This is a genomic window from Methanobacteriaceae archaeon, from assembly GCA_013403005.1.
In the GTDB taxonomy this organism is placed as follows: Archaea; Methanobacteriota; Methanobacteria; order Methanobacteriales; family Methanobacteriaceae; genus Methanobacterium.
This window is the reverse complement of sequence record JACBOA010000015.1, coordinates 12,501-37,869: the sequence shown is the minus strand read 5'-3', so window position 1 is coordinate 37,869 and position 25,369 is coordinate 12,501. Positions and strand designations below refer to the sequence as shown.

The window sequence follows — 25,369 nt, the reverse complement described above, 5'->3', positions numbered from 1 at the left end:
TTACTCAGTTCATAGAAGTGTGATAATAGTAAAAGTAGTGAAAGTAATGAAAAATAAAGGTTGACTGTTAGTGACTTCTCTCCAGTACAAAGTCTGCAATCTTTATCAGCGCATCCTTGGCTGGGCTGTCATCTAAAACATCCAGTAACTTTTTAGCCTGGTTCACATCTTCCTGTGCCACTTTCCAGGCGTAGTGGATGGAACCGTATTTTTCCATGATCTGCATGGCCTCGGACACATGCTCATCACCTTCCTCTTTAAGGATGGTTAAGAGTCGTTCCCGGTCCTCTTCGCTGGCCTTGGAAAGTGCGTTTACCACCAGAAGGGTCATTTTCCCTTCTACTATGTCACTGCCTACTGGTTTTCCCAGGTCTTCTTCACTGCTGGCCACATCCAGGTAGTCATCCTGTATCTGGAAGGCCATGCCAATCAAACGACCGTACTCAGCCAGGGCTTCCACTTGTTCTGGTGTACCTCCACCTAGTATTGCTCCGGCTTTGGTGGCGGCGGCTATTAATGCAGCTGTTTTCTTGTAGATCATCCATAAATATTCTGATTCTGTTACATCGAAGCGCTCTGCGAATCCCATGTCACAGGCCTGTCCTTCACATATCTTTACACAGCTGTCCACCACGGTGTTTAATGCTGGTAGTACCAGTTCAGGTGCCACTCCATCCTCTTCGCTTCTAAGTATGGTGGTGAAGGCCTTGGAGAAAAGGGTGTCTCCAGCCAGTATGGCCATGGGTTCTCCCCAAAGTACGTGGACTGATGGTTTACCCCTTCTTTTCTCATCCTGATCCATAATATCATCATGTATTAAACTGAAGGTGTGGATGAGTTCCACTGCAGCTCCTGTTTTCAGGGCTGCTTCCGCAGTACCACCCACTGCTTCTGCACTTAAAACCACCAGTGAGGGTCTTAGTTTCTTTCCACCTGCCTTTACCAGATGTTCAGATGCTTGGCGGAGTGTTTCAGGGTCCACTGTTTCCAGTGCTTCTTTTATTTCCTGATCAATCCGGGTTGAATATTTTTTGAGGATCTCGGTTACTTCCAGTTTTGTGTCCATTAAACTCCTCCATTGAAAACCTGTGCCTGTCCATTTCTCAGTACATGAATATCGTTACCCATCTTGTATCCTTCTTCCTCAGCCAGTTCGGTGTAGGCTGCTAGCATCTCCAGGTCCCCGTGGGCTGGTATGATGTGTTCGGGTTGCAGCATGCGCAGGAAGTCCCGGTGGTCTTCCCGTCCAGCGTGTCCGGATACATGGGCATTGGTGAATATGCGCGCTCCTTTATCTTTCAAACGACGTTCCATTAAATTACGGTTGGCCACATTGGTGGGGTTGGGTATGATGGGTGCACTGACCACGACATTGTCTCCTGGGGCTACATTGAACTGGGTTCTTCCACTGGCTATCCTGGGTAGAAGTGCATCTGGTTCTCCCTGGTGTCCGGTGGTGACCAGTATATATTCCGATCGGTTGTCTTCTGCCCTGGCCAGGGCTCGGTTTACTGATTTGGGGCTTCCGAATATACTGGCCCCTGTTGGTAGATCCAGCAGTCCTATTTTTTCGGCTATGCTTCCAAATCGTTCCATTGATCGGCCCAGGAGCATGATCTTCCGGTCACTTTCACTGGCTATGTTACAGATAGCCTGGATTCTTTCAATGTGACTGGAAAAGGTGGTGACCAGTAATCCTTCCTTGGTTGGTAGGATATCCCTCATTATGTCCTCCAGTACTATTCGGGCCACTTTCTCAGAGTGGGTTTTTTCCTGCTGTTTTTCTGTCATCCGGGTGGTTTCCACAATCAAAGCCAGCACACCCTGGTTTCCCAGTTCTTTTAGGCGCTGGTAATCTGGTGGGGGGCTGATCATCTGGTGGTTGTCGAATTTAAAATCTAGGGCGTATACAATGATACCCTCTGGGGTGTGCAGGATAGCATTCACTGCCTGGGGTATGCTGTGGGTGGTGTGCACGAATTCCAGGGTTATGTCTGGGGATAACTGTAATTTTTCTCCGGCATTTAAAACCTGTAGGGGGTTGGATACTTCGAATTTCCTTTCCTGTTTGATACTGTTTTCCACCAGTGCCAGGGTGTAGGGTGTTCCAATAAGGGGTGCGTCGTAGCGGTGGGCCAGTTTGGCAACTGCTCCTATGTGGTCCAGGTGTCCGTGGGTGAATACAATGGCCCTTACCTTACCATCCACATCTTTCATCAGGGTGTCATCTGGTATTACTCCCCTTTCAATTAAGTCCAGGCTGTGCATGCGGGCTATGTCAGTGTCTTCGTGGACGTTTATCCGGTCCAGGTTGATTCCCATGTCGAAGATTATGACGTCTTCCCCTACTTTTACTGCGGACATGTTTTTGCCCACTTCTTCGTAACCACCAATGGCAATTACTTCCACACTCATTCAGATGACCTCCTTGCGTAAACTTTAGTGTCATAACCCCTTTCTGTGAGCCATTCTCTTGTTTTCCCCCTGATGACTATGTCTGTTTTTTTTAGTTCCTCCATGCTGGATGCACCCACCAGGTACATGGCCACTTTCATCTGGTCAATGAAGTTTTCAAAGAATTTTGAAAGCATACCCTCACCCATGTATAATGCTTTGAGTGCGGGTAAGGCCATGCCTACTGCGTCGGCGCCGAGTGCCAGGGCTTTCACAGCTTCCAGACCATTTCTTATCCCTCCTGAGGATATTACCGGTACTTTAACTGATTGGGTTACTTCCACGGTGCTGATGGCTGTGGGTATGCCCCAGTCCCAGTAGAGTTTTCCCATGTCTTTTTCCTGGGAGCGGTAGGTTTCCACTGCTGCCCAGCTTGTTCCCCCTGCTCCAGCCACATCTATGGCACTGACACCAGTTTTCTCCAGGGTTTTCGCATCGTTTCCACTGATACCTGCACCGGTTTCCTTGGCAATTACAGGAATTTCCACTGCTTTGACTGCTTTTGAAATGTTATCCAGATGTCCTCGTGAATCCACATCACCTTCAGGCTGGATTGCCTCCTGTAATGGGTTCAGGTGAACTGCCAGGGCGTCTAGTTCCATCATTTCTGCTGCTTCCTGTGCGAGTTCTATCTGTGGTGCTCCAATGTTACCTATGAGGAATGCATCAGGGGCTGTTTCACGAGCCACGGCGTAGGTGTATGTTAATTGTGAGTTTTCAACTGCTGCCCTCTGACTCCCCAGACCCATTCCTATGTTGAATTTTTGGGCTTGTCCTGCCAGTTTTTCATTTACTGCCACTGATGCAGGGTGTCCCCCGGTAATAGCTGTTATTATAATGGGCGCCCCCATCTTTTTCCCCAGGAAAAAGGTGGATAAATCTATTTCTTCCTTATTTACTTCTGGAAGTGCTTTGTGAACTAATTCCACATCTTCCAATCCTGTTTTTTTATGGTACTCCACATCACTATGGGTACATAATAGCAAATGCTCTAATTTTCTATCAGAAATCATAATTTCTTTCCTTTTTTGCTTTAAGTTCCTTTAATTTCGTTTAAATTAATCTAATAAATCAATTTTCTTCTTTTAAAGTAAATTTCTTAAAAAATCTTTCCATTAGTCTAAATAAATCAATTCCATCACTCAAAGTAAATTCATAAAATTTCATTGATTAAATCTACTTACTAAATGAATTTCATCCCTTAACAGTAAATTCATGAAAATTTCTTTTTTTAGTCTTTTAATGTGTTAATTGGTATTTTCTGTTTTAGTAATTCCTCTCGTGCTTGTAGAATTTTATTGAGTATAATTGTAATTTGGGCGATTTTTTTATCAAAAATTTTGAATTATTTTGAATTATTTTATAAAGGTTTTATCTGCATTGGCTTTGAATTATTTATTATCTCTATTTAAGGTCCAGTTTAAGTCCTGAATCTGATTTTAATGTGTTAATTAACGCGATTAGTCATTTTTCGCATTATTGATTTATATCCTATTTACTTCCTTATGATAGTTCCCCTGACCTTTTCACCCCTTAGGGCAGATTCTACTAGATGAGGGGAACTGGCATTGATTATCTCTGATTCTATGCCTTTTTCTGCCAGTCGTAAAAGTTCAGTTAACTTCCCGGCCATTCCTCCCGTAACATCCACTGTGCGGGCTCCTTCTAAAAACTCCAGGTCTTCCAGGGATTTAACAAGAGGGAGTAGTTGGGCTTCTGGATGTCCTTTGGGGTCGCGATTGTAGATTCCATCCACATCTGAACCTAAGATAATCCTATCTGTTTTTAGATTCTCTGCCAGGTAGGTGATGATCTGGTCTCCGGATACCACTGCCATCTGGATTGATTTATCTTCATCAAGTAACACATCACCATGTAAGACTGGTACCATTCCCATTTTCAGGTATTTTTTAACCATACCTATCTTAGCTTTTTTTATACGCTTATTCTCACTTACCATGAAGGATGATGGTGGTAAAGCTATGGCAGGTACTTCATATTTCAGGAGATAGTTACAAACATGGTGGTTGAGCTTAGACACAGAATTTTGGGTTAGGGTGAATCCTTTAATTTTACGATGAAATTCTTTTCTATCTTTAATTTCTGAGCCAATTTGAAATTTACGGGCATAGGGGTGTCCGAAGCTTCCTGCTCCATGGACTATGATGAGCTGCTTTACATTACTCTGTGATATTTCCTGGGATATGCGTTCCAGATTTTCCGGGTTCAGGGTGGGTTTATCTCTGTCTTTTTGGGTGATGACACTACCACCCAGTTTAAGGATAATCATTTACCATGTCACCCCTTCTGAGGATATTGTAACCGGAAAAGCATTTTCAACAGATTTTAGTTTTTCAAGCACTTCCTGTGTTTTACCAGGACAGTAGGCAATAATACTGCCACCTCCTCCGGCTCCGGTTATTTTTGAACCTAGGGCCCCTGCCTTACGGGCTTCGTAAACCATGCTGGATAATTCTTTGGTGTTAACACCCAGAGCGTCAAGTAAACCCTGGTTGATGTTCATTAACTCCCCGACCTTATCCACTTCCTTCTGGATAATTGCATCCCGGGCTTGATTGGTTAATGTTTCCATGGAATCCAGTAAAGGATTTATGATCTGGGGATGATGACTGCGGAGTTTTTTCACCTTTTCTACCATTTCACCAGTGTTACCCGGTTTGGATGTATAACCCACTACTAATGGCATTTCCATGCTTGTTTCCAGTCTAACTGCTCCTTTTCTATGGGTGAAGTAACTGAAACCTCCGAATGTTGATATGGTGGTGTCCAGTGGACTTGCTGACCCTTGAACTTTTAATTCTACCTGGTGAGCCATTCGGGCCAGTTGTTTTAGGGTTACCTCCTGTTGAGTGTAGCTAGAAGCAGCTGCTATGGTGGCAACGGTTATGGCTGCTGATGATCCCAAGCCTGCGCCAAGGGGAATATCCAGATGGACATCTATGTCCAGCCCCTGATCTAATTTAAAAAAACCTGAAAAAAGAGCATTTTGAACGTATTCCAGTATCCCTGCGTTATAAGGTGGATTTACATCAGAAAAATTCTCATCTTTGGGAGTTACTTTACCAGTGGGAATATCTATTAAACCATAAACATCTAACTCGGGAATTTTAACCTGAATATCCTCCCCAGTTCCTTCCTGGATGGTTACAATGGCTTTCCGGTCAACGGCCACTGCAATGGCTGGCTTACCGTATACCACTGAGTGTTCTCCGAAAAGAATCGCCTTACCTGGTGCGGATGCCCTGACTGTCATTGGATGGTACTCCGTTAATCTAAAATCCCTTATATGAACTTAAATATAATTTACAACTCCGTTTTCTATTTTTTTCTCCCTTTATGAACCATGAACCCATGGTTTTATACTGCTGAATAAATTTGTGAATAAGTTACGGTTACGGGCTATACAATTTTCATAAAAATATATAAAGCGTGATGAAAGTTATAGAAAATATTTCTCGTTAAATGATGTGGCCTTTTTAGTTGTTTAATGGCTTATTTTCTTTTATGGCTCATTTTTTTTTAACTTTTCTGAAACACGGCAGATCCATATCCCACCACAGAACTGTAATCGCCTCCAGTATCTCCGCTGGTAGCATATTTTAGGATCTTGGCTTCATTTGCCCCCATGGTCTTGGATGCAGTTATGGTGGCAATTACTGGTCCGTAACCACACATGGTCACATTGTATTTTCTTATTTGATTTACCATTAATTCTTCATCCATTTCTTTTATGGCCTCCAGAACCTTGGTATCATGGGTCTGGGCAACCTCATGAGGCTGGTAATGGGTGAAGTCTGTGCTGGCAATCACCACCACATCCCTTCCCAAGTCATTGGATGTTTGGGCTATGGCCAGTCCCAGTTCATGTGATGTTTCCATATCCTGCATCATCATAGAAATAGGAACCATCTTGAAATCTGGAGAGATTTCCTGCAGGAAGGGCAACTGCACCTCACAGCTGTGCTCTTGCAAATGGGCTGAAGGATCATCATCCAGTAAGGAGTATTCATCCATAAGTGCGAGTGCAAATTCCCTATCTACTTCCACTTCTCCCAGTGGGGTTAACCAGGACATTTCAGTCATGGTGGATAGTCCTGATCCCATTCCTGTGTGGTTGGGGCATAGTATTACCAGTGTTTCAGGCATACCATCAGCTGCCAGCTTAAAAAAGGAATGTGCTGCCACTGGTCCAGAATAGACATAACCTGCATGGGGAGATATCAGCCCCCTAATACTCCTCTTAGTGCCAATTTCTCCTGGGATCATACCTGGCCCTATCTGGTGCAGGTAACACCATTTGATCCTCTCTTTCAATGCATTTCCATCTGCTTCATAGAACATTCCTGCCACAGCAGGTCTTCTAATCATAAGATTCCCCCTTCATTATCTTTTAATACTTTTATAATCCTTTTTAATAAATAGGTGTGAAAAACCTTTACCAGACCCGTTTAAATATTTTTAAAACTTGGAACTGATGTTTTTTTTATTTTGAAATTAGAGTAATATTATTAAAGGATTTATATTATTGAAAGATATTATTAGGGTGCATCAGGAGGATGTGGTCAATTTAAGAGATGTTGATTGTTGGACATCTCTTGGGATTTGAATTAAAAACTCCCAGTCTGGATACGCATGAAACTATGTCTTGGACCTAAAATCTCTCAAGACCCTGAAATTTATATTTTGAGTTCGAATTCTGATGGGGGTACATCCAGATCATCTTCAGGTCCGATGACTTGGCGTTCCCTGAGTATTTGTCGGGCCATTAACCAGTATACCAGGGCTATTGCTTTTCTTCCTTTGTTGTTAACTGGTATGACAATGTCCACGTTACCCAGAAGGTTTTCAGTATCGCAGAGGGCAACTACTGGTAATCCAATCTGCTTAGCTTCAATTATTGCTTGTGAATCGCTTCTTGGATCAGTTACCATTAGTACTTCGGGTTCTATGAATTTCGCGTAGTTGGGGTTGGTTAGGGTACCTGGTATGAATCTTCCAGGGATGGTTTGTGATCCAGTTATTTCTCCAAATCTGCGCACTGGGGTCTGACCGTACTGACGGGTAGACACAGCCAGTATGTCTTCTGGTTCGAATTTAGCCAGGAATTTTGCTCCGGATATTATTCGGTCATTGGTTTTCCTGACATCTAAAACGTATAATCCGTCTGCACGCACCCGGTAAATGTAACGCTCCATGTCCTTGGTTTTTTGTTGTGTGCCTATGTGTAAACCTGCTGCTAAGTATTTGTCCAATGGAATTAATAGTTCTGACAACTTATCCACCTCTAATTTCTATTTTATTTGTATATAATAATCTAAAATGGAGGAATCTTATTTTTTATTCCTTGATGGAATATTACACTCCTCTTATTGAAGGAATTTTTTCTCTCCAATGAATGAGGGAATATTATTATTCCTCTTCCACCTGCACTGCTTCGTTGGGGCAGACATCCATGCAGACTTCACATAAGCTGCAGTCTTCCTTGTTCTGTATGACGATTTTGTCTCCGTCTAATATTAGAACTTCCATGGGGCAGACATCCACACATTCAGCACAGTCTGCTCCGTCGCAATTATCGTGGTCAATTGTTATTTTTACCATAAAAATTCTCCTTAAATTCAATTTTTTAATTAATTTAACTTATTTAATTTATTCGCTTATTTAACTGATTAAACAGCTTTAATACCCATATAACTAAGTATAATTAGGGATAGAGGTTTTTTTATTTTAGAGGGCCAATGAATTTTTAATTTTAAAAAATTATTGTTATTTAGTACCTTTTATCGATTACTCCATCTTAAGGTGTGAGGTTTGCCATTTGTGGGTTGCTCATTTCTTCTTCTATTCTGATGAGTTCATTGAGTTTTGCTATTCTTTCCCCGCTAACTGCTCCTGTTTTGATGATGGGACATCTCCAGGCTACTGCTAGATGTGCGATGGTCTCATCAGTGGTTTCACCTGAACGGTGGGATACCACTGGAATGTAGCCATGGGTTCGTGCCAAATCTACAGTGGCGTAAGTATCACTGAGTGTGCCTATCTGGTTGGGTTTGATTATTATAGAGTTTGCGGCACCTTTTTCTATTCCTTCAGATAGTATGGTGCTGTTGGTTACGAAAATGTCATCCCCACAGATGATGCATTTTTTCCCTACTTTTTTAGTTAAATCAGCGAAGCCTTGGAAGTCTCCCTCCCTTATGGGGTCTTCTACAAAGAACATGCCAAAGGTGTCTATGATATCTGCAACGTAGTCTACCTGTTCCCCGGTGTCCCTTTCAACCCCTTCTTTGTGGTAGATGTATTTTTCTTTCTGAGGATCCCAGAATTCACTGGCTGCCAGGTCCAGGCAGGGTTTTACCCTGACTCCGGTTTCATCACTGATTTCTTCACAGGAAGTGGCCTGGATTTCCAGTGCTTCCTGGTTGGTGAGGTTTGGTGCCCAGCCCCCTTCATCTCCTTTACCACCTGTGAAAAGGGCATCTTTTTGGACTATTTTTTCCCTTATCCTGCGGTGCACTGCTGTGTTGGTGAACACTGCTTGGGTGATGTTTTGGGCTCCAACTGGTAGAATTAAGAACTCCTGAATGTCGGGTGCATTACGTCCTGCGTGTGCTCCTCCGTTTATCATATTTCCCAGTGGGTAGGGTATCTCAGAGGGCATGTTACCTCCTAAGAATCTGTAAAGTGGCAGATTGTAGGATGCTGCTGCGGCTTTGGCCACTGCCATGGAAACAGCTACAGTGGTGTTTCCACCTATGGCAGATAAGTTGGGAGTGCCATCTATCTCCTTTAAAACCAGGTCAATCTCCTGCAAGTCTTCGGCGTCCATTCCGATGAGTTCTGCTGAGATTATGTCCTCTACTTCTTCTATAATACCATCAACCCCTCCTGAGGGGAATGATACCACTTCACGAGATCCGGTGCTGGCACCACTGGGTGCAGCTGCTCTTCCGAATCCACTCCAGGTGATTACATCCACTTCTATGGTGGGGTTTCCTCTGCTATCTAAAATTTTCCTAACCCGGATGTCTTCAATAACACTATCCATTAAAAAACACCTCTTAAATAAAAAATAATGGTTTTTTAGGTTTTATTTATATGATTATTATTCATAATAATGATTTTTTTGATGAATAATTGTGAATAATTTTTTTCTTGCCTGAATAGATTTTAGTGATTCTCGAATAGAATCATCTAAATATTATAATACCTTTAAATTCATACCCTAATTATTTTCATCCTGCTTTTTTATGCATTTCTCTAGGTCGGACATCTAGGGGGAGCACCTTTTTTTGAAGTTCCATGGTTGCTATGTCTATGGGGTCCAGATCGGGTGTTACATCCACCCTTGGTTTGGCTCCCATGGAAATTTGTAATGCCCTGGCACCTATTATTCTGGCCTTTTCAAAACGGGTTAATTTTTTACTTGCCATAGATTTCGCCTCTTTTTGAGTGAAATAAAAAAATGGTTTTTTTATGATAAATGGGTTTTTATATTGAAAGTAATGGGACCGCCGAGATTTGAACTCGGGTCTCCAGCGTTCCGGTGTTTGACCATCCCCGTTCCAGTTGTAAGAAATTATCCTTATTAGGTTAGTTGGGCTGATTATTCTATAAAGGAATATTTTTACCGTCCACTTACCTGGAAACTTCTTTCAATGGCTGGGAGGATGGACCATGCTACCCTACGGTCCCTACCATACTTCTACATGGGCTATGAACATTCTCCGGCAACAGTATTTGGTGATTCCCAGGTCGTCCAGCACTTCCTTGGGGTCCTCCCCATTTTCAGTTCTTTTCTGGTAATCTTCAAAGTAAGCTGATATTACCTTTCCACATGACAAACATCTTACAGGAATCATGTTCTCCTCTTTTTACTATATTTCCACATATTATAAAATTTTTGATAAATTAAATATAAAAAATGGGGGTTGGTGAATTTATCGGTAACTCTTCTGCCTGCGGGCTCGAGCTCCACGACCACCGTATTTTTTTGGTTCGGATCGGCGGGGGTCTCCTACCAGCATGGTACGGTCGTATTGACTGAATTTTTCTTTAAGTTCGATGTCTCCAGTCCACTGGACCAGTCCTTTGGCTATTACCATTCGGGCGGCTTCTGCCTGTCCCATAACTCCTCCACCAATGACTTTTACATCTATATCCACTTGGTCTACTAAATCTCCGGCCAGGGTTAGTGTTTCGTTAATTTTTAGTCGTGCCAGTTCAGGGCTGTATAATTCGACAGGCTTTTTGTTGATTCTCACCCGACCTTTTCCTTCTCTGAATCTGCCCCGGGCAATGGCGGTTTTTCTTTTTCCACTGGTATGAATAACCTTCTTCATTGTTACACTTCCTCACCTAGAATTTGGCTCCCAGCAAGTTGGATATTTTTCCAAGTTCCACTGATTTAGAGACATTTTTAGGCTGAGCTTCTTTTAAAGCTGTGATTTCTTCTTTTTCGAATTCTGAGGGAATTCCCACATGAACTTTTAAGCCTTTGAGGGCTTCTCTTCCTTTGTGTTTTTTGTAGGGTATCATTCCTCTAACTGTTCTTCTGAATATGTCATCGGGTCGGCGGGGGTATTTCGGTCCCATTCTGCGGGGGTTGGATATGCTGGCTCGGTCTATCCTTTGTTTGTACTTGGCATAGGTCCAGTCCTTGTTACCGGATATGATGATCTTATCGGCATTTAAAACTGTGACCTCTTCCCCGGATAGAAGCTTTTTACTGACTGAACTGGCCAGTCTTCCCAGTACGAGTCCTTCTCCATCTATGATCATTTACATACACCTTTATTTATTCAATTATTCTTATCCTGCTTCCCTGGGGGTTTTCTTCCATTAAGAGGTTGATATCCAGGCATTTGCCACCGGCACTTTTAATTTTCTCTTCTGCTTGTTTGGAAAAGTCAAGTGCTGCTACTTGAACCTTGTGGTCCAGTGATCCGCTTCCCAGTACCTTACCAGGTACCAGTACTATTTCATCTTCACTGGTGTGTCTGTTTATTCTGGATATGTTAACTTCTGCCTGGTTTCGGGTTGGTTTTTCTAGTCTGCGTGCCAGGTCTTTCCAGAGGGGTGTTTGTTCCTGGTAGGCTTTTTCTTTGAGAATCTTTATGAGTTGGTTAAGTTGGGGGTTAGTTTTCATTAACTTGCCTCCTTAATTAGTAAATTCAATGATTTTATCAGCTTTTTCTTTCAGGATATCACATGCTTGTGTCAGTACTTCGGTGGGAGATAGTGATCCGTCAGTTTCCATGCGGAATATAAATTTGTCCTCTGTAACATCTACCGTGATGGCTTTGCTATCGCAGTTTTTCATGCAGGTGCGGCATAGTGAACAGTTCTCCAGGTCCACTACTTTTATCTGGTTCTTTTTTTCGTCAAATTCCAGTACTGATCTGGGACATTCTTCCACACATTGGAGGCATGCTTCACATTTATCCATATCCACAGTGATCTGTGGGTAGTATTTGTAGGCGCAGGTGGTGGTGGGTTGCCATTTGGCATGTTCTTCTCCCACTCCCAGTTGTGCTATTGCCTCCAGTTCCACTTCTTCGCCTTCTTTGAGTTTTACTATGGGGATTGTATCTAAAACCGGTTTGGTACTGGGATCTTTTGACTCCAGGTCTCCTGAGTACAGTGTTTTAGGTCCTTTACCTTTAAGGATTAAGGATACACTGCAGCGAGAGCAGTGGTCTTCACAGTCACATTCAGATGGAAGTATTAGTGCTTCAGTGTCAGTGGCAAGGGGTATCAGTCCCAGTCTATGAGCCAATGCTTCGTCGAATATTCTGGCATCGTTTTTTAAGATCTCCACAGTTTCAATGGCCAGGGTGGGTACTTCCACCATGCTGATCCGGCGCAGGGCATTAACCAGACTTACATCTGCCCCTTCTATAATGAAGGTGAGCTGGTTGTTGTCCCTGTTTTTAATTTCTATCTCCATTTTGACACATCACAGTTTTATACCCTTCTACCCCTTTTACCACCAGGTCTTCCGGTACCATCGTGGGGGATGGGCGTTACATCTTCTATTTTTCCGATTTTAATCCCTGCTCGGGCCAGTGCTCGGATAGTGGCCTGTGCTCCAGGTCCTGGTGAGCGTGGTCCGTTTCCTCCAGGTGCTCTTACTTTGATGTGCAGTCCTACGATTCCTTTTTCTTTCACATCTTCTGCTGCTCTGGTGGCTGCTTCCATTGCTGCAAATGGTGATGATTCCTGTCTGTCGGCGCGAACTACTTTTCCACCAGACCACTGGCTGATGGTTTCTGCTCCGGTGACATCGGTGATGGTGATGATGGTGTTGTTGAAGGATGAGTATACATTAGCTACTCCCCATTTTTCTTTGTTTTTTTCTGCCATGTTATCACCTTATCTTCTATTTCTCCTTCCTCGGTAGTTATCCCTTTTTGGTTTTTCCTTCTTAGGTTTCTCTTTCTTAGGATTTTCAGGGATTTTTAGTTTTATAACTGGTGAACCAGGATAGTATCCAATGAGTTCCTCTTCTCCTTTTTTCACCAGGTAACTGGGAGAGTTAATTTTTTTGTTGTTCAGGGCTATGTGGCCGTGAACCACAAATACTCGTGCTTCTTTGGCTGTGTAAGCCAGTCCTTTTTGGTGGACCACGGTCTGTAGTCTGCGTCTTAAAACATCTTCCACTGTGAGGTTTAATACATCCTCCAGTTTGGCGTTTTCAGGTAGTATTGCATGTCTTGTCAGGTGGCCCAGGAGTTGCTGTCTTTCCTGGGAGTTGTGCTCACTGGTGGTTCCTAATAATTCCCTTGCATCTCTCCTGTACCTTTTAACCATGGTTTCGGCTTTCCAAACTTCCTTCTTGTTTTTCAAACCGTATTTTTGTACTAATTTGTTTTCCTGTTTTATGCGGTCTGCATTCCAGGGGTGTGAGGGAGTGTCATATTTTTTCCTAGCCTTTCTTGGATGTCCCATGTTATCTTCTCCTCAGGTTTATCCTCTTCTTCTCCTTCTAACTCCCACGGAACTTCCTTTTCTGAAGGTGGATTTGGTTCTCTGACCCCTTACTGGTAGTCCCACTTCGTGTCTTCGGCCTTTGTAGCTTCGGATTTTCTTCATCCGGTTGAGATCATCCCTTAGTTTCATTACTAGGTCAGATTCTATGAGGTGGGTGGTTTCACCGGTTTCATAATCATTCCTGCGGTTCAGCATCCATTTAGGGATGTTAAGGTTTTGAGGGTTACGCACTGCTTCTTCCAGGCGCATTACTTCTTTATCAGATAGGTATCCTATTTTCTGGTTGGGATCAAAGTCCATAGTGGTGCATATTGCACCGGATAATGCCTTGCCCACTCCCTTTATATCGGTTATGGCGTTGACAATGGTCTTGTTCCCGTTTACGTCTTTACGGGCGATCCGGACCATGTGTTTGAAATCATCTTCCATGTAGGTTTTCCTCCGTTTTCCATGTTCATCTATTATTTTTGGAGTTGTTTTGTGCGGATCATCAGTACAACTAACTTAGAGTTGTCTGAAACTTTTTACTCAAACTCCGGTTTTTAATTGACTTTTTAATTGATTTAAAGATTTTAAACATGTGATCATAGTATAATTTATGTTTAACATGTTCAAAGATCATCCAATTATGATTCAATTATTTTAATTGATTTATCCGCTGCTTGTTTGACACATAAAACCAGTTTCTGGTTTTTTGGTGAACGCCGGGACTGGGATTTGAACCCAGGCGGAGCAAAGCTCCACAAGATTTCCAGTCTTGCGCCTTACCAGGCTAGACTATCCCGGCATGATATTAAACATTCTATTCTGATTTAAAATGCAAGTGTATTTAGAAAAAATTCAAGTATTTTATGCTCAAATTATTATACTCAAATTGTTCCACGATCTCCTAAACATTTAGAATATTTAGATAAATATGATATTATTCACTTAAATATGTATTGGATTTTCTGGTATTTATCCACAATCTTTCCACAATCTCAATCCAGAATCTTTCATCCAGGTGAGATGGGTATGCTAGTTGATATATATTTGATTTATCTTAGAGTCTTAGAGTTTAGAGTTATCTTAAAGTCTTAGAGTATAGATTATCTTAGAGTCTTAGAGTATAAAGTTTAAGATTTTTCTAGAGACACTATTTAGGTGAAAGTGCAGGACAAAGAGTAGTTTTTTTTTACTTCCACATCATGGGATATGTGCCAGGTTCCATAAAAACCTTTTTTATATCCACCATAATACCTTTCTCTGCCCGCTCTATTTCAGAACTGTTGGCCAGTGCCCTGCCAGATGCAACCAGTTCACCTTTTAGACTTAAAACAGCCACAGTTTCGTTCTTTTTAATACCCTCTGAGTACTGTAGTATTCCTCCAGAAGCCAGGTCTGCACCGTGGCACAGTGCATCTACAGCTGAATCGCGAACCACTATCTTTTTAAGGTGGCTGGCTGATTGTTCCATGGGGAGTACGCATTCCCTGAGTGGAGCTTCATTCCCATCTTCCTTCCAGTAGTGGTAGGCATCAGTAAGATCCTGGAGTGTTTTGAGGGTTTCATCCTCTTTAAAGTTTCCTACCCTTGTTCGGCGAAGTTCTGCCATGTGGGCTCCGCATCCTAATGCTTCACCTATGTCGTGACAGTACTTCCTGATGTAAGTGCCTGCTTGGCAGCCAATTTTAAAGAGGGCATCCTGTCCATCGATTTCCAGAATGTTAACGTAATAAATGGTGCGTACCCGCAGTTCTCGTTTTACTGCAGAACGCATGGGTGGTGTTTGGAATATTTTACCAGTGAATTCCCCTAGAATATCCCTTATCTTTGCCTCATCCACGTTTTCATGCAGATGTATGAGGCAAACGTATTCTTTGGGTGCTTCCAGGAGTAGTTGTATGGCTCTGGTTGCAGTGTCGATTCCAATGGGAAGTACACCAGTTACTCTGGGGTCCAGGGTACCGCCGTGACCAGTTTTCTGTGCATGGAGAATCCTTTTCACCCAGGAATCTATTTCATGGGAGGTTGGCCCGGAGGGTTTGTCCAGATTGATGATCCCCTTGGACAGGTGCTCCTCTATGGGCCGCTCATCAGGAAAAGAACCATATTCAGGGTTTGTTTCCCCGTAGGCTTTCTGGAGGAGTTCTGTCATTTTGAGAACCTTCACTGGTCTTTAAGTTTAAATTCCAAATTTTTATCTAAACTGTACCCTATACTTAATTTGGTTATATCTTAATCTAAACTTCATTTACTTGTTTTAAGTTCAAGTAAGGTGCAATCAACTAGTTTTAAGTCATTGCTGTTAAGCCAGTGCTGCTTCCAGATCCTTGATGATGGTTTCTGGGTCATCACTTGTTATTTCTATTACCTGTTGAGTTGGTTCCAAGTGTTTGATGTTGCATCTGCGATTTTTCACAGCACTTCCCACTACTTCTACAAATTTATCATCTATAATCTCGACTATTACACATTTTTCTCCGGCTTCTCTTCCGGAGATTTTCATACAAATTCTTCCAACTTCTATTGCTGGCATTAAATCACCTCAGTTACTTTTAATATGATTTGTGCGACGCTATCAGCCTTAAAGGCGTGAGTGTTAATTATTATGTGGTAAACATCCAAGTTACTAATATCTATGTTGTGTATTTCCATGTACCTCTGAGCTTCACTGTTTTCTCGGGTTTTAATCTCTTCTCGGGCCACTTCAATGGATTTGTTTTCCCGTCGGCTGATACGCTCTGAGCGCACATCCAGGGGTGCATGGCACCATACCTTCAAATCAGCATCTATGAAATAGGCTGATAGGCGGCCTTCCACAATGAGATCATCTGCTTCCCGTGCTAGCTGAGCCTGTCTCTGGTCTATTTCCAGGTCAATTTCTATGTTGCCCTCGGCGAACTTACTGAACTCCAGGATGTCCATATCCCTCTCCATAGCCATCTCTCGGAATATGTCTCCTGCTGATACTACGGGTATTCCTGTTTTTTCAGATAGAATGCGAGAGGTGGTGCTGGTTCCACTTCCAGCAGGTCCGCCGATGGTGATGATCATTTGGGATCTGTTCCTCTAATCTTGAGATGCGCCTAATGATCGGGCCTGTTTTTTAAAGAATTGTCTGGTACACTCTGGGCACAGATAACCGCCAAAGGGCCGGTTAGGCCTTTTTTTAGATTTGGCGAGTTTTCTTATCTGGTAAGGTCTTCCGCGTGGAACACCATGTAAGAGTTTACCGCACTCCGCACAATGGTGCTTTTTAGGTTTCTTCTTCTTATAGTGGAGTACAGTTTTACCTCCAGGAGTCCTTCGGAAGGTTCTTTTATATGTTCGTGACCTGTATCTTAATGCGGGCATATTTTATCTCCTTTTTTAAGTTTGAATTATTTTTTTTTTATAAGTTGAAAAGTTTTCTATATATTGAAATGTGGAGGATGTTGAATCCTATGTATACTATCCTCTTACATGTACTACTAATCTTTTAAATTAAATTCCTCCTCCTTTTAGTCCCAGGAATTTCCTGAAGATGAGGGACATGGCAAAGGAACATAAGATGTACCAGCCCAACCATTCAATAGCCATGACCGGAACTCCCGGTGATTGGTGGTAAAACATGTGGAACAACCATACAAATAGCACATAATAGACAAATGATGGTAATTCTACTACCAATTTGTTTATGGCTGGTTGAGCTGCCATCCACCAGAAGATGAGGATGATGGGCACGAAGGTGACAATCATGGGTTTGAAGGAGTTCATCATCATTTCCTGCTGCATTTTCATGAATTCTGATTGCTTCTTCTGAACTTCAGCCAGGGCTTTAGGGTCGCCAGATTTCTGGGCTGCCATCATTTCCTGCTGAAACACCTTCATTTCCTTCTGGGTTGACTGTAACTTGTCCTGGTCAACCAGTAGTTTGTTAGCTAGGGTTATGAAAAAGGCTACAATGGTGGAGATAACAAAAACACCTAACATTGGGCCCCAAGCATTGACTATGGGCATGAATACGAAGTCCAGTGCCGCGAATACTGGTTGAGTTATAAATTCAAATGCCATTTTTTTATCCTCTTATGACCCTTCAATCAGGTTTATCCAATTATCCCATCTCATCAGGGTTGATTTTCATTATATAAGTTCTTAGTTTATGTTAAACCTTCTCATCAGGGTTATTTATCTCATTAGGTTTGTTTAATAAATCTCATCAGGGTTTTTAATAAATTAATAATCATATGAGGGTTTATCCTTAATTCATCAGGATTTCTTTCATTTCATTAACTGGTTCATCTAACCGGTCGTTATGATTTTCTATAATCTTGACTGTGGCCCCGGTGTAAACTGCATAAGCCATGGCTGTGGCTCGGTTCATTTCTTGGTGTAACTCTATATCCTTTAATCGTTCCATGTCTCTAATCCGGGTGGTGTCACTGATTCGGCGCATGAGTATTTCATCTCCATCGGCTTCAATGAGGATGAACATGTCTGGTTGCAGTTCTTCCAGAACCCATTGGGGTAATCCTGGTAGAAAACCGGAGGGTGTGTTGATGGTGCAATGAGTGTCCACAATGGTGTTGGCAGACTCAGCTCTTTCTCGTATAGCTTTAGCAGCCTTTTTCTGGACTTTTTTCTGGGTTTCTGGTGGGAGTTTGCGCATGGCATCCCGGTGTTCGACTAGTTTCAGATCACGAGCGATTTCAAACATCACATCTCCATAATTAACATGGATAAAGTCTGTTTCTTCAAGGGCGTGTTGAAGCACAGTGGTGCTCCCTGATCCTGGTATTCCTGCAACTACCACTACTTTCATTTTGAATCACCTAAGAAATTTCTGAGCATGGGGTGCATGTCCATTAATTGTTCCTGAGCTATTTCTTCGTAAAGCTGGTAAACAATACCAACTGTCAATAGAACACCAGTTCCACCTCCCAGGGCACCGGTGAGGTCTGCTCCAAATGCTAGTAAACCTACAAAAGCACCACCAAGTACAGTGATGGCAGGTATGTATTTTTTAAGTATTCTTTCAAACTGTGTTCTGCTGCTTCTAAATCCTGGTATCTGCATTCCCATTCCATGTAATTGTTTGGCCACTGCTTTAGGGCCGATGTTGCTGAGTTCCACCCATAACCAGGCAAATAGGATGCATGAGGCTGTGAATACCACCCCATAAAACAGCACTTGTAGGGGGTTGGTTAGCAGACTGGAAAGTCCGGTGGGCATGGTTAGATAATATGCCAGGCCGTTGATGGCTTTTCCATTTTGCACAGTTCCAAGTATGGGAAATCCTAATTTCTGGAACATGGCAGCGAATAGCTGCACATTTAAGAGTAAGGCACTGGTCAGGATTACAGGCATGTTACTGGCGTAAATGAATTTCAGAGGATATTTACCCCGGGCTCCCTTTACCCCACCAAATGATAGTGGTATTTCCACTCTCATACTCTGCGCATATACAGTTACAAAGAAAACCACAATAACTGCAATTATGGGTATGAGTATGCTGAAGTCTGGTTGGCTGGTGGTTAGTAAGTACAGGAATTGGGGTATGGCTCCGGATGGTACGCCTGGTGATGCTGGTGAGGATAAGGGGTTTAAAGATCCGGTTATGATTTGTGAAGATACTCCTGCAGCAATGAATAATCCCACTCCACTTCCAAATCCCCATTTAGAGACCACTTCATCCAGGAAGATAATTAGTATTCCTCCAATGGTGATCTGTAAAATCATGATCCAGACAAATTCGGATGAGGATGGAGTTAATGCACCGGTTAATACCAGAACTGCTCCTTCAAATAGAGTGAAGATTATAGCCAGGAATTTCTGTGTTCCCTGAAAGAAAGCCTTATCTTCATGCTGGGAAAGATCGAGGTTGAGTATCTTACCTCCTACTAAGAGTTGGAGTATGATTGATGCGGATACAATGGGTCCGATACCCAGGGTTATGATTGAACCAAAACTACCCGCCATTACTGCCCTGAGCTGGGCGAACTGATCCACCGAATTTGCACTTAAACCGAATAGTGGGATCTGGCACAGTATGAAATACAGTATCAGAATTACCCCAGTCCATTTTAGTTTTTCTTTAAATGGAACCCGGTAGGTTGGTGATCTTACCTGTGGTAAAAATGAGAAAATTGGCAGAAGAGCTTCCTTCAACAATGTCTTCACTCCTTAAAACATGAGATTTTAAAAAACCATCTACTGGTTGATTCATTTCCGAAGCCGTTACTTAGAGGGTTATTGCTTCTCCCCCATTTTCCTCGATTTTGGAAATGGCACTTGCTGAGAAGAGAGGTGCTTTTATGGTTAGGGCTCTTTTAATTTTTCCTTTACCTAGCACTTTATCATAACCCAGTTGGGTGACGTCTATTATTATTTTATCACCTTCTTTCTGGGCTAAGTCTTGCTGAATGAGTTTTTCTGCGTTATCATCCAGGTAATCCAGGTTTACTGTTTTGTACTTTTTTATGGTTTTTTGAGGTCGTTTGAATCCGCTTTTACCAAAGCGGTTGGGGTCATACTTAACTACCCAAGTCCACATATGCTTATGGCCTCCGGCTTTTCCTCTTCCACCACGGTGGCCGGCTCCTCTTCTTTTCTTAGAGCAACCGCCTCCTATGGTTCTGGAGCCACGCATTTTGTTTATTTTACGGGTTTTCCTTATCATGGTGTACACCTATAATCGTGATTAAATTTAATCTAAATTAATCCTTTTCAAGTAGGTTGAATAGATTAGATTACTTACTCATATAAAAATGTTCTATTAGATCATTTTTTTCACGAGTTGGGAGATTTCCTCTCCCCGGTAACCCAGTGTTCCACCTTCTTTGTAACTTTTTCTTATATGGTTGTAACCCTTTCTTGGGGGGTGTAATCGGAATACAGGTTTTAAACCAGCATCTTCCAGGGTGGTTTCCTCTTTAATGAGGGCTTCAGAAAGTTCTTCAGCTGATTTGTAGTCACTGTTTAAAGCTAGAGCTTCTGGTGTGAACCTTTCTCTTCCAGGAAGTCTTCCCCTTTTTTCAATTAGTTGGGTTAAGGTCTCCTGGTCGATTTCTCCCCAGGTTATGTAATCCTTAGCTTTCTGGAGCATTCCCTGGTAACTGGGAGTGTCAGGCAGGAGGACGGCGTGATTGATTCGGGTTAATCGGAGCATGTCCAGGGTGTCTGCTATCTGTTTCTTTATTCCAGTGCGTCCTCTGACTCTTAATGCTATAATCATGATATCACCTTATTCCACACAGACGCCCAGTTTTTTAAGGTCTTTATTTGGGGCTTTTACCATACTTAACTTTTTAAGGGCGTCGAATACTGCACCTGCAAAGTTGATGGTGGTCTGGGTTTGTCCTCGGGTCTGGGACCATACATCATCTATTCCTGCCAGTCCCAGTATGGTTTTACCCACGTTTCCAATGGCCAGCCCCACTCCTCCCGGAGCAGGTATTAGGGTTACCCGTACACTGCCGCTTTTTCCTTCCACTTTGAAAGGTACGGTGTGTTCTCGTCCGCAGACACATCCCCAGTCTCCGCAGCCTCTTCGAACTTTGATTACGTTGTATTTAGCATCATCTACTGCTTTTCTAATGGCAGGGCCTACTTCTTTAGCTTTTCCCTGTCCCAGTCCAACGTATCCTTTTTTGTTTCCCACGGCTACTATCACCCGGAAGTTGACTTTCCTCCCGGATTTGTGCATTCTCTGCACCAGGTTTACGTCCATGACCTCTTCTTCGAGATCTGGGAGTAGGAAATCCACGATCTCCAGTTCCATAATGGGCAGTCCACGCTCGAAGATCTCATCAATGGATGTGATCTGACCCTCCTTTACCATGCGCCCCAGGTTGGTTTTGGGCTCCCATTCTTCATTGCTGTAATCATTCATTATGATACCTCTTTTTCGATCTTTTCCTTGATACTCTGAAAGTGATCAGGTAAATTCTGTGGGGATAATCCCTTCTTCAAGTATTGTGAGAACTTTTTCTCCAGTTCTGCCTTTTCGAGTGTCTGAGCGTACTGGGCTATGTGTTCTCCAGTGATTCGGTCTTCATCAGGAAGGATAACATCTTTGTGAGGTACCTCCAGACCGGCATCTATTGCTCCTTTCAGTACAGCATAGACTCTTGATCCTTTGGTTGAACTTTGCAGTCCCATATCCAGAACTGCTCCCTGGATACCTTCTTTTATTGATTTTTTACCGCAAAGATATCCGGTGAGGTAGGCGGCTGAGGTGTTTTTACCACTGCCCAACCATCCCATGTTCTTTAGTTCCTGGGAGTGTGCTGATACCAAGGTATTATCTCCTGCAAGTTCAACATCAACAATTTGAGCTATGGTGTGATTACCAGTTATGCGGACAACCAGTCGATGTTTGTCCAATCCTATAAGTTTTAATCTTGCACCGTAGTCGGTTTTTCCTTCTCTTCTACGCTTGAATGCTACTTTGTATCTTGATCCGTGTGCCATTGTCATATCCCCTGTTTATCTTAATAGGTCATGGTCTCTGGCATAGGTTTTCATGTAGGATTTACTACGGAATGCTCCACCTTTAGCCATTCTGTATAGCTTACGGTAGGTGGTGCGGTTTATTTCTCGCTCATCCCTCATGTCCTTGAGGTCTTTTCGGAGTGCCCTGATGGTGGTCATCCAGGCTTGCTTTTTAGGGTTTCGGGCCCCTTTTGCTCCTTTAATACTTCCTCTGCCTTTCCTTCTTCCTTTCTTTTTCTGTTCAGCTATCTTTTTTGATCGGTAACTGCTGATTCCTTTTTTGGGTCGTGCTTTAATGTATCCTTGCTGGATGAGTTGATTAACTCCTTCCCTGGTTATTGCCCTGGAAACCTCTTCCAGGTTGTTTGGGTCTATCCAAACCCTGTTTACACCCACTTTCAGCAGGTCTGCAGCTAGTCTCTTCTGAGTAGTAAGATTCATAAAGAAACCTCCATAATTGACCTTTAAAAAAGGTCAATTGAAATTTTTTTTAACTAAAATCCTGATGATGGTTTTCTCAGGATTCTAGAAAAGATGCTTAATTCAATTTCCCCTGCATCTTTAATTTTTTCTTGTTTTTTTCTATTTTTACCATCAAACCTTTAATTAAAGATGATGATGGCCCCGTTATTTCCTAAATGACAGATTTTTAGGTTTTATTCCATGAAAATATGGGTTTAATCAAGATTGGATCTTATCCATATTTTTAAACCTAAAAGTCCCTGAAAGGTGATTTTAGGATCATTATTCAATTCTTGTGATTGATTAATTGAGGGTTTAATGTTTTATTCGTTTAAGATCTTGATTTTAAGCTCTTTGGCTTTGTCAATTATGACTTCTCTTTTTCTTAGTCCTACTGTTGAACTGATCCTTGCGGCATGAACTTCAGGATCCAGCTTTTCCAGGTCTTTCACATTGCACACCCTTACATCCCTGTATCCGGAGGGATGTAATCCTTTGGTGGCGTGGGGTGAACAGTATCCAATAGTGGGTAGGGCAGGTTTACGAGCCTGATAACGTCTGGCTTTACTGAGTTTACCCCTGGCTTTCCTCCACTTGGTGCCCAGTTTTTTGTACCTGTGCCATTCCTGTCTTCTGAATTTAGGTTTCTTCATGGGGATCACTCCTTAGCCACTAAGTATATTCCATCCTGGAATACCCTGGGGTCTCTTCCCTTGATTTTTGTGGCCTGTTCTAGGTTGGCCATGGTCTGGCCCACATCTTCCTTGTTTACACCGGTGATAATTACCTCGTCACCCTGTATTTTTACCTGTGCTGTGCCCACGATCTTAGCTGTTCGGGGGTAGCGTTCTCCTAGGAAGTTTTCAATGGTTACTTTGTCCTTGGTTGCCTTGACAGTCATGGGAAAGTGAGCGTAAACAATTTTCATTCGGTAGGTGAATCCCTCGGTTAATCCGTGGATCATGTTGCTGATATGGGATTTTATGGTTCCCAGCATTGCTTTATCCTTCTTTTTGGGGAAGCGAGTTTCCAGGACCACTAAGCCATCTTCCTGTTTGATGGTGATGTTGCCCTGTTTGAACTTACGTGAAAGTTCTCCTTTTGGTCCTTTAACTGTCACTTCTTTGTTGATGGTGACTTCCACGCCTTCTGGGACGGGAATTTCTTCGGTAAGAACCACTGCTAATGCCATTTTTATCACCTTAGTAAACGTATACCAGTAGTCTACCACCAATCCCACGCTCTTTTGCCTCATTGTGGGTCATTATACCTTCGGATGTGGTCATGATCATGATTCCGAAGTTTTTTGATGGTAGGTATCGTTTTTCAAATTTTTCGAATTCATCTTTCTTCACGGCGTGCCTGGGCTTTATCACACCGCACTTGTTTATGTTTCCCTCAAGTTCCACGGTGAACTGTCCAGCTTTTTCATCATCAACATATTCGAATTCACCAATGTAACCTTCTTTTTGCATTGTCCTCAGGACCTGCCCAATCATTTTAGACGCAGGGGTTATAGTGCATTTGTTGTTTCCCTGCATTTCGTTATTCCGCATGTTAGTGAGGGCGTTGGCCAGAGGATCCATAAGTGTCATCTTGTCACCTCTAGTTAAACTTCTTAAATCCTATTTTAGGGGCGAGTTCCCTGAAACATTGTCTGCAGAGCATGAGCCCGTATCTTCGCACTAAAGCCGAGTGGTCTCCGCACCTTCTGCATTTTCGGGATGCCTTTCCGTATTTTCTGGGCAATTTATCACCTATTCATCATCTTTATCCGATTTTAATATAATCTGGAAATTTTCCTTCATAAACTCCATTGTCTCGTCACGAGTGACCTGATGCTTGTGAGGAATATGCTTCCGCTGTATTTTCCTTCTTTTTATCCTGTATCCAGGTTTTTCGAAGGTTATGTTAACGTTCATCCCGAAAATTCCAATATCAGGGTCGTATCGCATCCCAGGAATATCGATATGTTCTTCGATTCCAAAGGATAAGTTACCCTGTCTATCGAATTGTCTTGGTTTGATTTTGTTATCAATTCCAGAGAGAATGAGTTTTATAGCATCGTGGGCCTTTTCACCTCGCAGGGTTACTTTACATGCAATGGGTTGTCCTCTTCTGATACCGAATTCAGGGTTGGTTACCTTGGAAATAGTTCGCACTGATTTCTGGTTGGTAATACTGTATAAGAGTTTTTCTGCTCTTGCCAGTCTTTCACCGCCTTCTCCCACTCCAATGTTAACCGTAGCCTTTGCAATCTGTACTTGTTGCATGGGGTTCATCTACTGACCTCCAGGGAGTGAAATTACTGGTTTTTCTTTTCCCAGGACAAAAACGTAATCCTGTAAGGTTTGGAAAGTTTTTTCTTTGGTTTCGATTACTACAGTGTTGGGCATGGAACTGCGGGTTATATTAATCTCTTTCACTGTTCCCTTCTCACCAATATGTTTACCGCCGGTTATTAGCCCAATAGTTCCGTCTTCAAATTTTATCTGGTCTTTTATATCCTGTTCTGGTACGCTGAGTACTAAAACATCACCAGTTTTGAAATCTCCGTCAGTGAGAACATTTCTACCGTCGTGGAGGTTTAACTGCGTCTTCCCGCCTTTGATGGTGGTTTTGTCCTCTATTCTGCATAGCTTGAACTCGGTGTTTCCCTTTTCTATAGGGTGTAAGACCAGCCTTCCCCTCTCATCAGGGAGTACCCGGTATGCTTTCTGAGTTTTTGGTATTTGGATTACATCCATGAATCCCACTGGGAATTTATAATCCTTCCTAACTCGTCCATCCACCAGTATTTCACCGTTGTTAATGATTATTCTGGCTTCACGAGCATTGTCTGCTATTTGGAGTATGTCACGAACTATGACTAGGAGTGGTAATGAACCTTCAATTGAATGAGGTCCTGGACTGGGTTTTACCGTCCACTTAAATTCTTTAGGGTGGATGGGCCAGTGTTCTGGTGATTTGAATCGTTTTAAATGTT

General features: G+C 42.6%; 36 protein-coding genes and 2 tRNA genes (1 of these 38 running past the window's edge). All 38 read right to left on the bottom strand.

Annotation, left to right across the window (positions count from 1 at the left end; all coding sequences use genetic code 11):
- Window positions 1–67 precede the first annotated feature (67 nt).
- Window positions 68–1,066: a polyprenyl synthetase family protein gene (locus HVN35_09530; GenBank protein NYB52782.1), complete on the bottom strand. Its 999-nt coding sequence runs from the start codon at window positions 1,064–1,066 to the stop codon at window positions 68–70.
- Window positions 1,066–2,415, bottom strand: a complete 1,350-nt coding sequence (locus HVN35_09525) for an RNase J family beta-CASP ribonuclease (GenBank protein NYB52781.1) — start codon at window positions 2,413–2,415, stop codon at window positions 1,066–1,068. Before HVN35_09525 ends, HVN35_09530 begins: the two co-directional genes overlap by 1 nt.
- Window positions 2,412–3,467, bottom strand: coding sequence for a type 2 isopentenyl-diphosphate Delta-isomerase (locus tag HVN35_09520; GenBank protein ID NYB52780.1), 1,056 nt, complete (start codon window positions 3,465–3,467; stop codon window positions 2,412–2,414). Before HVN35_09520 ends, HVN35_09525 begins: the two co-directional genes overlap by 4 nt.
- 482 nt (window positions 3,468–3,949) lie before the next feature.
- Window positions 3,950–4,744 (bottom strand): isopentenyl phosphate kinase family protein, encoded by a 795-nt coding sequence (locus tag HVN35_09515; protein ID NYB52779.1) that lies wholly within the window; start codon window positions 4,742–4,744, stop codon window positions 3,950–3,952.
- Window positions 4,745–5,728, bottom strand: coding sequence for a mevalonate kinase (mvk, locus tag HVN35_09510; protein ID NYB52778.1), 984 nt, complete (start codon window positions 5,726–5,728; stop codon window positions 4,745–4,747).
- Between the two features lie 266 nt (window positions 5,729–5,994).
- Window positions 5,995–6,843 (bottom strand): AmmeMemoRadiSam system protein B, encoded by an 849-nt coding sequence (gene amrB / locus HVN35_09505; GenBank protein NYB52777.1) that lies wholly within the window; start codon window positions 6,841–6,843, stop codon window positions 5,995–5,997.
- A 308-nt stretch (window positions 6,844–7,151) separates the two neighbouring features.
- The gene (locus HVN35_09500) at window positions 7,152–7,748 is read right to left on the bottom strand and encodes a 30S ribosomal protein S2 (protein ID NYB52776.1); all 597 of its coding nucleotides are present in this window, start codon (window positions 7,746–7,748) and stop codon (window positions 7,152–7,154) included.
- A 136-nt stretch (window positions 7,749–7,884) separates the two neighbouring features.
- Window positions 7,885–8,076 carry a 4Fe-4S dicluster domain-containing protein gene (locus HVN35_09495; protein NYB52775.1) on the bottom strand — a complete coding sequence of 64 codons (192 nt, stop codon included), beginning with the start codon at window positions 8,074–8,076 and terminating at the stop codon, window positions 7,885–7,887.
- 196 nt (window positions 8,077–8,272) lie between these two features.
- Complete coding sequence (eno, locus tag HVN35_09490; GenBank protein NYB52774.1) at window positions 8,273–9,523, bottom strand: phosphopyruvate hydratase; 1,251 nt, start codon at window positions 9,521–9,523, stop codon at window positions 8,273–8,275.
- A gap of 187 nt (window positions 9,524–9,710) precedes the next feature.
- Window positions 9,711–9,908 (bottom strand): DNA-directed RNA polymerase subunit K, encoded by a 198-nt coding sequence (locus HVN35_09485; GenBank protein NYB52773.1) that lies wholly within the window; start codon window positions 9,906–9,908, stop codon window positions 9,711–9,713.
- Between the two features lie 73 nt (window positions 9,909–9,981).
- Window positions 9,982–10,170: transfer RNA gene (locus HVN35_09480), tRNA-Gln, on the bottom strand.
- Window positions 10,170–10,337, bottom strand: coding sequence for a DNA-directed RNA polymerase subunit N (locus tag HVN35_09475; GenBank protein NYB52772.1), 168 nt, complete (start codon window positions 10,335–10,337; stop codon window positions 10,170–10,172). The genes HVN35_09480 and HVN35_09475 overlap by 1 nt, the downstream gene beginning before the upstream one ends.
- Window positions 10,338–10,415: 78 nt before the next feature.
- Window positions 10,416–10,817 (bottom strand): 30S ribosomal protein S9, encoded by a 402-nt coding sequence (locus tag HVN35_09470; GenBank protein NYB52771.1) that lies wholly within the window; start codon window positions 10,815–10,817, stop codon window positions 10,416–10,418.
- Window positions 10,818–10,833: 16 nt separating this feature from the next.
- Window positions 10,834–11,256, bottom strand: a complete 423-nt coding sequence (locus HVN35_09465; protein NYB52770.1) for a 50S ribosomal protein L13 — start codon at window positions 11,254–11,256, stop codon at window positions 10,834–10,836.
- Window positions 11,257–11,272: 16 nt separating this feature from the next.
- Window positions 11,273–11,623 (bottom strand): 50S ribosomal protein L18e, encoded by a 351-nt coding sequence (locus HVN35_09460; protein NYB52769.1) that lies wholly within the window; start codon window positions 11,621–11,623, stop codon window positions 11,273–11,275.
- Window positions 11,624–11,635: 12 nt separating this feature from the next.
- Window positions 11,636–12,424, bottom strand: a complete 789-nt coding sequence (locus tag HVN35_09455; GenBank protein ID NYB52768.1) for a DNA-directed RNA polymerase subunit D — start codon at window positions 12,422–12,424, stop codon at window positions 11,636–11,638.
- Window positions 12,425–12,441: 17 nt separating this feature from the next.
- The gene (locus HVN35_09450; GenBank protein ID NYB52767.1) at window positions 12,442–12,840 is read right to left on the bottom strand and encodes a 30S ribosomal protein S11; all 399 of its coding nucleotides are present in this window, start codon (window positions 12,838–12,840) and stop codon (window positions 12,442–12,444) included.
- Window positions 12,841–12,849: 9 nt separating this feature from the next.
- A complete protein-coding gene (locus HVN35_09445) occupies window positions 12,850–13,425 on the bottom strand; it encodes a 30S ribosomal protein S4 (GenBank protein ID NYB52766.1) in 576 nt (191 codons plus the stop codon).
- 18 nt (window positions 13,426–13,443) lie between these two features.
- Complete coding sequence (locus tag HVN35_09440) at window positions 13,444–13,896, bottom strand: 30S ribosomal protein S13 (protein ID NYB52765.1); 453 nt, start codon at window positions 13,894–13,896, stop codon at window positions 13,444–13,446.
- Window positions 13,897–14,169: 273 nt separating this feature from the next.
- A tRNA-Ser gene (locus HVN35_09435) sits at window positions 14,170–14,254 on the bottom strand.
- Window positions 14,255–14,641: 387 nt separating this feature from the next.
- Entirely contained in the window at window positions 14,642–15,604 is a 963-nt protein-coding gene (locus tag HVN35_09430) for an RNA-guided pseudouridylation complex pseudouridine synthase subunit Cbf5 (GenBank protein ID NYB52764.1), read from the bottom strand.
- Window positions 15,605–15,754: 150 nt separating this feature from the next.
- Window positions 15,755–15,985 (bottom strand): 50S ribosomal protein L14e, encoded by a 231-nt coding sequence (locus HVN35_09425; GenBank protein ID NYB52763.1) that lies wholly within the window; start codon window positions 15,983–15,985, stop codon window positions 15,755–15,757.
- The gene (locus HVN35_09420; protein ID NYB52762.1) at window positions 15,985–16,503 is read right to left on the bottom strand and encodes an AAA family ATPase; all 519 of its coding nucleotides are present in this window, start codon (window positions 16,501–16,503) and stop codon (window positions 15,985–15,987) included. Before HVN35_09420 ends, HVN35_09425 begins: the two co-directional genes overlap by 1 nt.
- A gap of 15 nt (window positions 16,504–16,518) precedes the next feature.
- Window positions 16,519–16,803, bottom strand: coding sequence for a 50S ribosomal protein L34e (locus HVN35_09415; protein NYB52761.1), 285 nt, complete (start codon window positions 16,801–16,803; stop codon window positions 16,519–16,521).
- A 129-nt stretch (window positions 16,804–16,932) separates the two neighbouring features.
- Window positions 16,933–17,502, bottom strand: a complete 570-nt coding sequence (locus HVN35_09410) for a DUF106 domain-containing protein (GenBank protein ID NYB52760.1) — start codon at window positions 17,500–17,502, stop codon at window positions 16,933–16,935.
- Window positions 17,503–17,689: 187 nt separating this feature from the next.
- Window positions 17,690–18,250: an adenylate kinase gene (locus HVN35_09405; GenBank protein NYB52759.1), complete on the bottom strand. Its 561-nt coding sequence runs from the start codon at window positions 18,248–18,250 to the stop codon at window positions 17,690–17,692.
- Window positions 18,247–19,599, bottom strand: a complete 1,353-nt coding sequence (gene secY, locus HVN35_09400; GenBank protein ID NYB52758.1) for a preprotein translocase subunit SecY — start codon at window positions 19,597–19,599, stop codon at window positions 18,247–18,249. Before secY ends, HVN35_09405 begins: the two co-directional genes overlap by 4 nt.
- Before the next feature lie 70 nt (window positions 19,600–19,669).
- Window positions 19,670–20,107 (bottom strand): 50S ribosomal protein L15, encoded by a 438-nt coding sequence (locus HVN35_09395; protein NYB52757.1) that lies wholly within the window; start codon window positions 20,105–20,107, stop codon window positions 19,670–19,672.
- A gap of 96 nt (window positions 20,108–20,203) precedes the next feature.
- Window positions 20,204–20,662 carry a 50S ribosomal protein L30 gene (locus HVN35_09390; GenBank protein NYB52756.1) on the bottom strand — a complete coding sequence of 153 codons (459 nt, stop codon included), beginning with the start codon at window positions 20,660–20,662 and terminating at the stop codon, window positions 20,204–20,206.
- Window positions 20,663–20,671: 9 nt separating this feature from the next.
- The gene (gene rpsE, locus HVN35_09385; GenBank protein ID NYB52755.1) at window positions 20,672–21,319 is read right to left on the bottom strand and encodes a 30S ribosomal protein S5; all 648 of its coding nucleotides are present in this window, start codon (window positions 21,317–21,319) and stop codon (window positions 20,672–20,674) included.
- The gene (locus tag HVN35_09380) at window positions 21,319–21,900 is read right to left on the bottom strand and encodes a 50S ribosomal protein L18 (GenBank protein ID NYB52754.1); all 582 of its coding nucleotides are present in this window, start codon (window positions 21,898–21,900) and stop codon (window positions 21,319–21,321) included. The genes rpsE and HVN35_09380 overlap by 1 nt, the downstream gene beginning before the upstream one ends.
- A gap of 15 nt (window positions 21,901–21,915) precedes the next feature.
- Window positions 21,916–22,362 carry a 50S ribosomal protein L19e gene (locus tag HVN35_09375; GenBank protein NYB52753.1) on the bottom strand — a complete coding sequence of 149 codons (447 nt, stop codon included), beginning with the start codon at window positions 22,360–22,362 and terminating at the stop codon, window positions 21,916–21,918.
- Window positions 22,363–22,706: 344 nt separating this feature from the next.
- Window positions 22,707–23,036, bottom strand: coding sequence for a 50S ribosomal protein L32e (locus HVN35_09370; GenBank protein NYB52752.1), 330 nt, complete (start codon window positions 23,034–23,036; stop codon window positions 22,707–22,709).
- Window positions 23,037–23,041: 5 nt separating this feature from the next.
- On the bottom strand, window positions 23,042–23,575 hold the full coding sequence (locus tag HVN35_09365) for a 50S ribosomal protein L6 (protein NYB52751.1): 534 nt from the start codon (window positions 23,573–23,575) through the stop codon (window positions 23,042–23,044).
- A 10-nt stretch (window positions 23,576–23,585) separates the two neighbouring features.
- The gene (locus HVN35_09360) at window positions 23,586–23,978 is read right to left on the bottom strand and encodes a 30S ribosomal protein S8 (GenBank protein ID NYB52750.1); all 393 of its coding nucleotides are present in this window, start codon (window positions 23,976–23,978) and stop codon (window positions 23,586–23,588) included.
- Between the two features lie 10 nt (window positions 23,979–23,988).
- Entirely contained in the window at window positions 23,989–24,132 is a 144-nt protein-coding gene (locus HVN35_09355) for a 30S ribosomal protein S14 (protein ID NYB52749.1), read from the bottom strand.
- An 8-nt stretch (window positions 24,133–24,140) separates the two neighbouring features.
- Window positions 24,141–24,665, bottom strand: a complete 525-nt coding sequence (locus tag HVN35_09350) for a 50S ribosomal protein L5 (protein ID NYB52748.1) — start codon at window positions 24,663–24,665, stop codon at window positions 24,141–24,143.
- Window positions 24,666–25,369 carry the 3' portion of a 30S ribosomal protein S4e gene (locus HVN35_09345; protein ID NYB52747.1) on the bottom strand. 22 nt of this gene lie beyond the right edge of the window, so only the last 704 of its 726 coding nucleotides appear in the window; the start codon falls outside the window, past its right edge; the stop codon is at window positions 24,666–24,668.

Bases quoted from the DNA above. Each gene is read 5' to 3' on its own strand.
- HVN35_09530 (NYB52782.1), bottom strand. From the start codon at position 1,066: ATGGACACAAAACTGGAAGTAACCGAGATCCTCAAAAAATATTCAACC.
- HVN35_09525 (NYB52781.1), bottom strand. From the start codon at position 2,415: ATGAGTGTGGAAGTAATTGCCATTGGTGGTTACGAAGAAGTGGGCAAA.
- HVN35_09520 (NYB52780.1), bottom strand. From the start codon at position 3,467: ATGATTTCTGATAGAAAATTAGAGCATTTGCTATTATGTACCCATAGT.
- HVN35_09515 (NYB52779.1), bottom strand. From the start codon at position 4,744: ATGATTATCCTTAAACTGGGTGGTAGTGTCATCACCCAAAAAGACAGA.
- mvk (NYB52778.1), bottom strand. From the start codon at position 5,728: ATGACAGTCAGGGCATCCGCACCAGGTAAGGCGATTCTTTTCGGAGAA.
- amrB (NYB52777.1), bottom strand. From the start codon at position 6,843: ATGATTAGAAGACCTGCTGTGGCAGGAATGTTCTATGAAGCAGATGGA.
- HVN35_09495 (NYB52775.1), bottom strand. From the start codon at position 8,076: ATGGTAAAAATAACAATTGACCACGATAATTGCGACGGAGCAGACTGT.
- eno (NYB52774.1), bottom strand. From the start codon at position 9,523: ATGGATAGTGTTATTGAAGACATCCGGGTTAGGAAAATTTTAGATAGC.
- HVN35_09485 (NYB52773.1), bottom strand. From the start codon at position 9,908: ATGGCAAGTAAAAAATTAACCCGTTTTGAAAAGGCCAGAATAATAGGT.
- HVN35_09475 (NYB52772.1), bottom strand. From the start codon at position 10,337: ATGATTCCTGTAAGATGTTTGTCATGTGGAAAGGTAATATCAGCTTAC.
- HVN35_09470 (NYB52771.1), bottom strand. From the start codon at position 10,817: ATGAAGAAGGTTATTCATACCAGTGGAAAAAGAAAAACCGCCATTGCC.
- HVN35_09465 (NYB52770.1), bottom strand. From the start codon at position 11,256: ATGATCATAGATGGAGAAGGACTCGTACTGGGAAGACTGGCCAGTTCA.
- HVN35_09460 (NYB52769.1), bottom strand. From the start codon at position 11,623: ATGAAAACTAACCCCCAACTTAACCAACTCATAAAGATTCTCAAAGAA.
- HVN35_09455 (NYB52768.1), bottom strand. From the start codon at position 12,424: ATGGAGATAGAAATTAAAAACAGGGACAACAACCAGCTCACCTTCATT.
- HVN35_09450 (NYB52767.1), bottom strand. From the start codon at position 12,840: ATGGCAGAAAAAAACAAAGAAAAATGGGGAGTAGCTAATGTATACTCA.
- HVN35_09445 (NYB52766.1), bottom strand. From the start codon at position 13,425: ATGGGACATCCAAGAAAGGCTAGGAAAAAATATGACACTCCCTCACAC.
- HVN35_09440 (NYB52765.1), bottom strand. From the start codon at position 13,896: ATGGAAGATGATTTCAAACACATGGTCCGGATCGCCCGTAAAGACGTA.
- HVN35_09430 (NYB52764.1), bottom strand. From the start codon at position 15,604: ATGACAGAACTCCTCCAGAAAGCCTACGGGGAAACAAACCCTGAATAT.
- HVN35_09425 (NYB52763.1), bottom strand. From the start codon at position 15,985: ATGCCAGCAATAGAAGTTGGAAGAATTTGTATGAAAATCTCCGGAAGA.
- HVN35_09420 (NYB52762.1), bottom strand. From the start codon at position 16,503: ATGATCATCACCATCGGCGGACCTGCTGGAAGTGGAACCAGCACCACC.
- HVN35_09415 (NYB52761.1), bottom strand. From the start codon at position 16,803: ATGCCCGCATTAAGATACAGGTCACGAACATATAAAAGAACCTTCCGA.
- HVN35_09410 (NYB52760.1), bottom strand. From the start codon at position 17,502: ATGGCATTTGAATTTATAACTCAACCAGTATTCGCGGCACTGGACTTC.
- HVN35_09405 (NYB52759.1), bottom strand. From the start codon at position 18,250: ATGAAAGTAGTGGTAGTTGCAGGAATACCAGGATCAGGGAGCACCACT.
- HVN35_09395 (NYB52757.1), bottom strand. From the start codon at position 20,107: ATGATAAGGAAAACCCGTAAAATAAACAAAATGCGTGGCTCCAGAACC.
- HVN35_09390 (NYB52756.1), bottom strand. From the start codon at position 20,662: ATGATTATAGCATTAAGAGTCAGAGGACGCACTGGAATAAAGAAACAG.
- rpsE (NYB52755.1), bottom strand. From the start codon at position 21,319: ATGAATGATTACAGCAATGAAGAATGGGAGCCCAAAACCAACCTGGGG.
- HVN35_09380 (NYB52754.1), bottom strand. From the start codon at position 21,900: ATGGCACACGGATCAAGATACAAAGTAGCATTCAAGCGTAGAAGAGAA.
- HVN35_09375 (NYB52753.1), bottom strand. From the start codon at position 22,362: ATGAATCTTACTACTCAGAAGAGACTAGCTGCAGACCTGCTGAAAGTG.
- HVN35_09370 (NYB52752.1), bottom strand. From the start codon at position 23,036: ATGAAGAAACCTAAATTCAGAAGACAGGAATGGCACAGGTACAAAAAA.
- HVN35_09365 (NYB52751.1), bottom strand. From the start codon at position 23,575: ATGGCATTAGCAGTGGTTCTTACCGAAGAAATTCCCGTCCCAGAAGGC.
- HVN35_09360 (NYB52750.1), bottom strand. From the start codon at position 23,978: ATGACACTTATGGATCCTCTGGCCAACGCCCTCACTAACATGCGGAAT.
- HVN35_09350 (NYB52748.1), bottom strand. From the start codon at position 24,665: ATGAACCCCATGCAACAAGTACAGATTGCAAAGGCTACGGTTAACATT.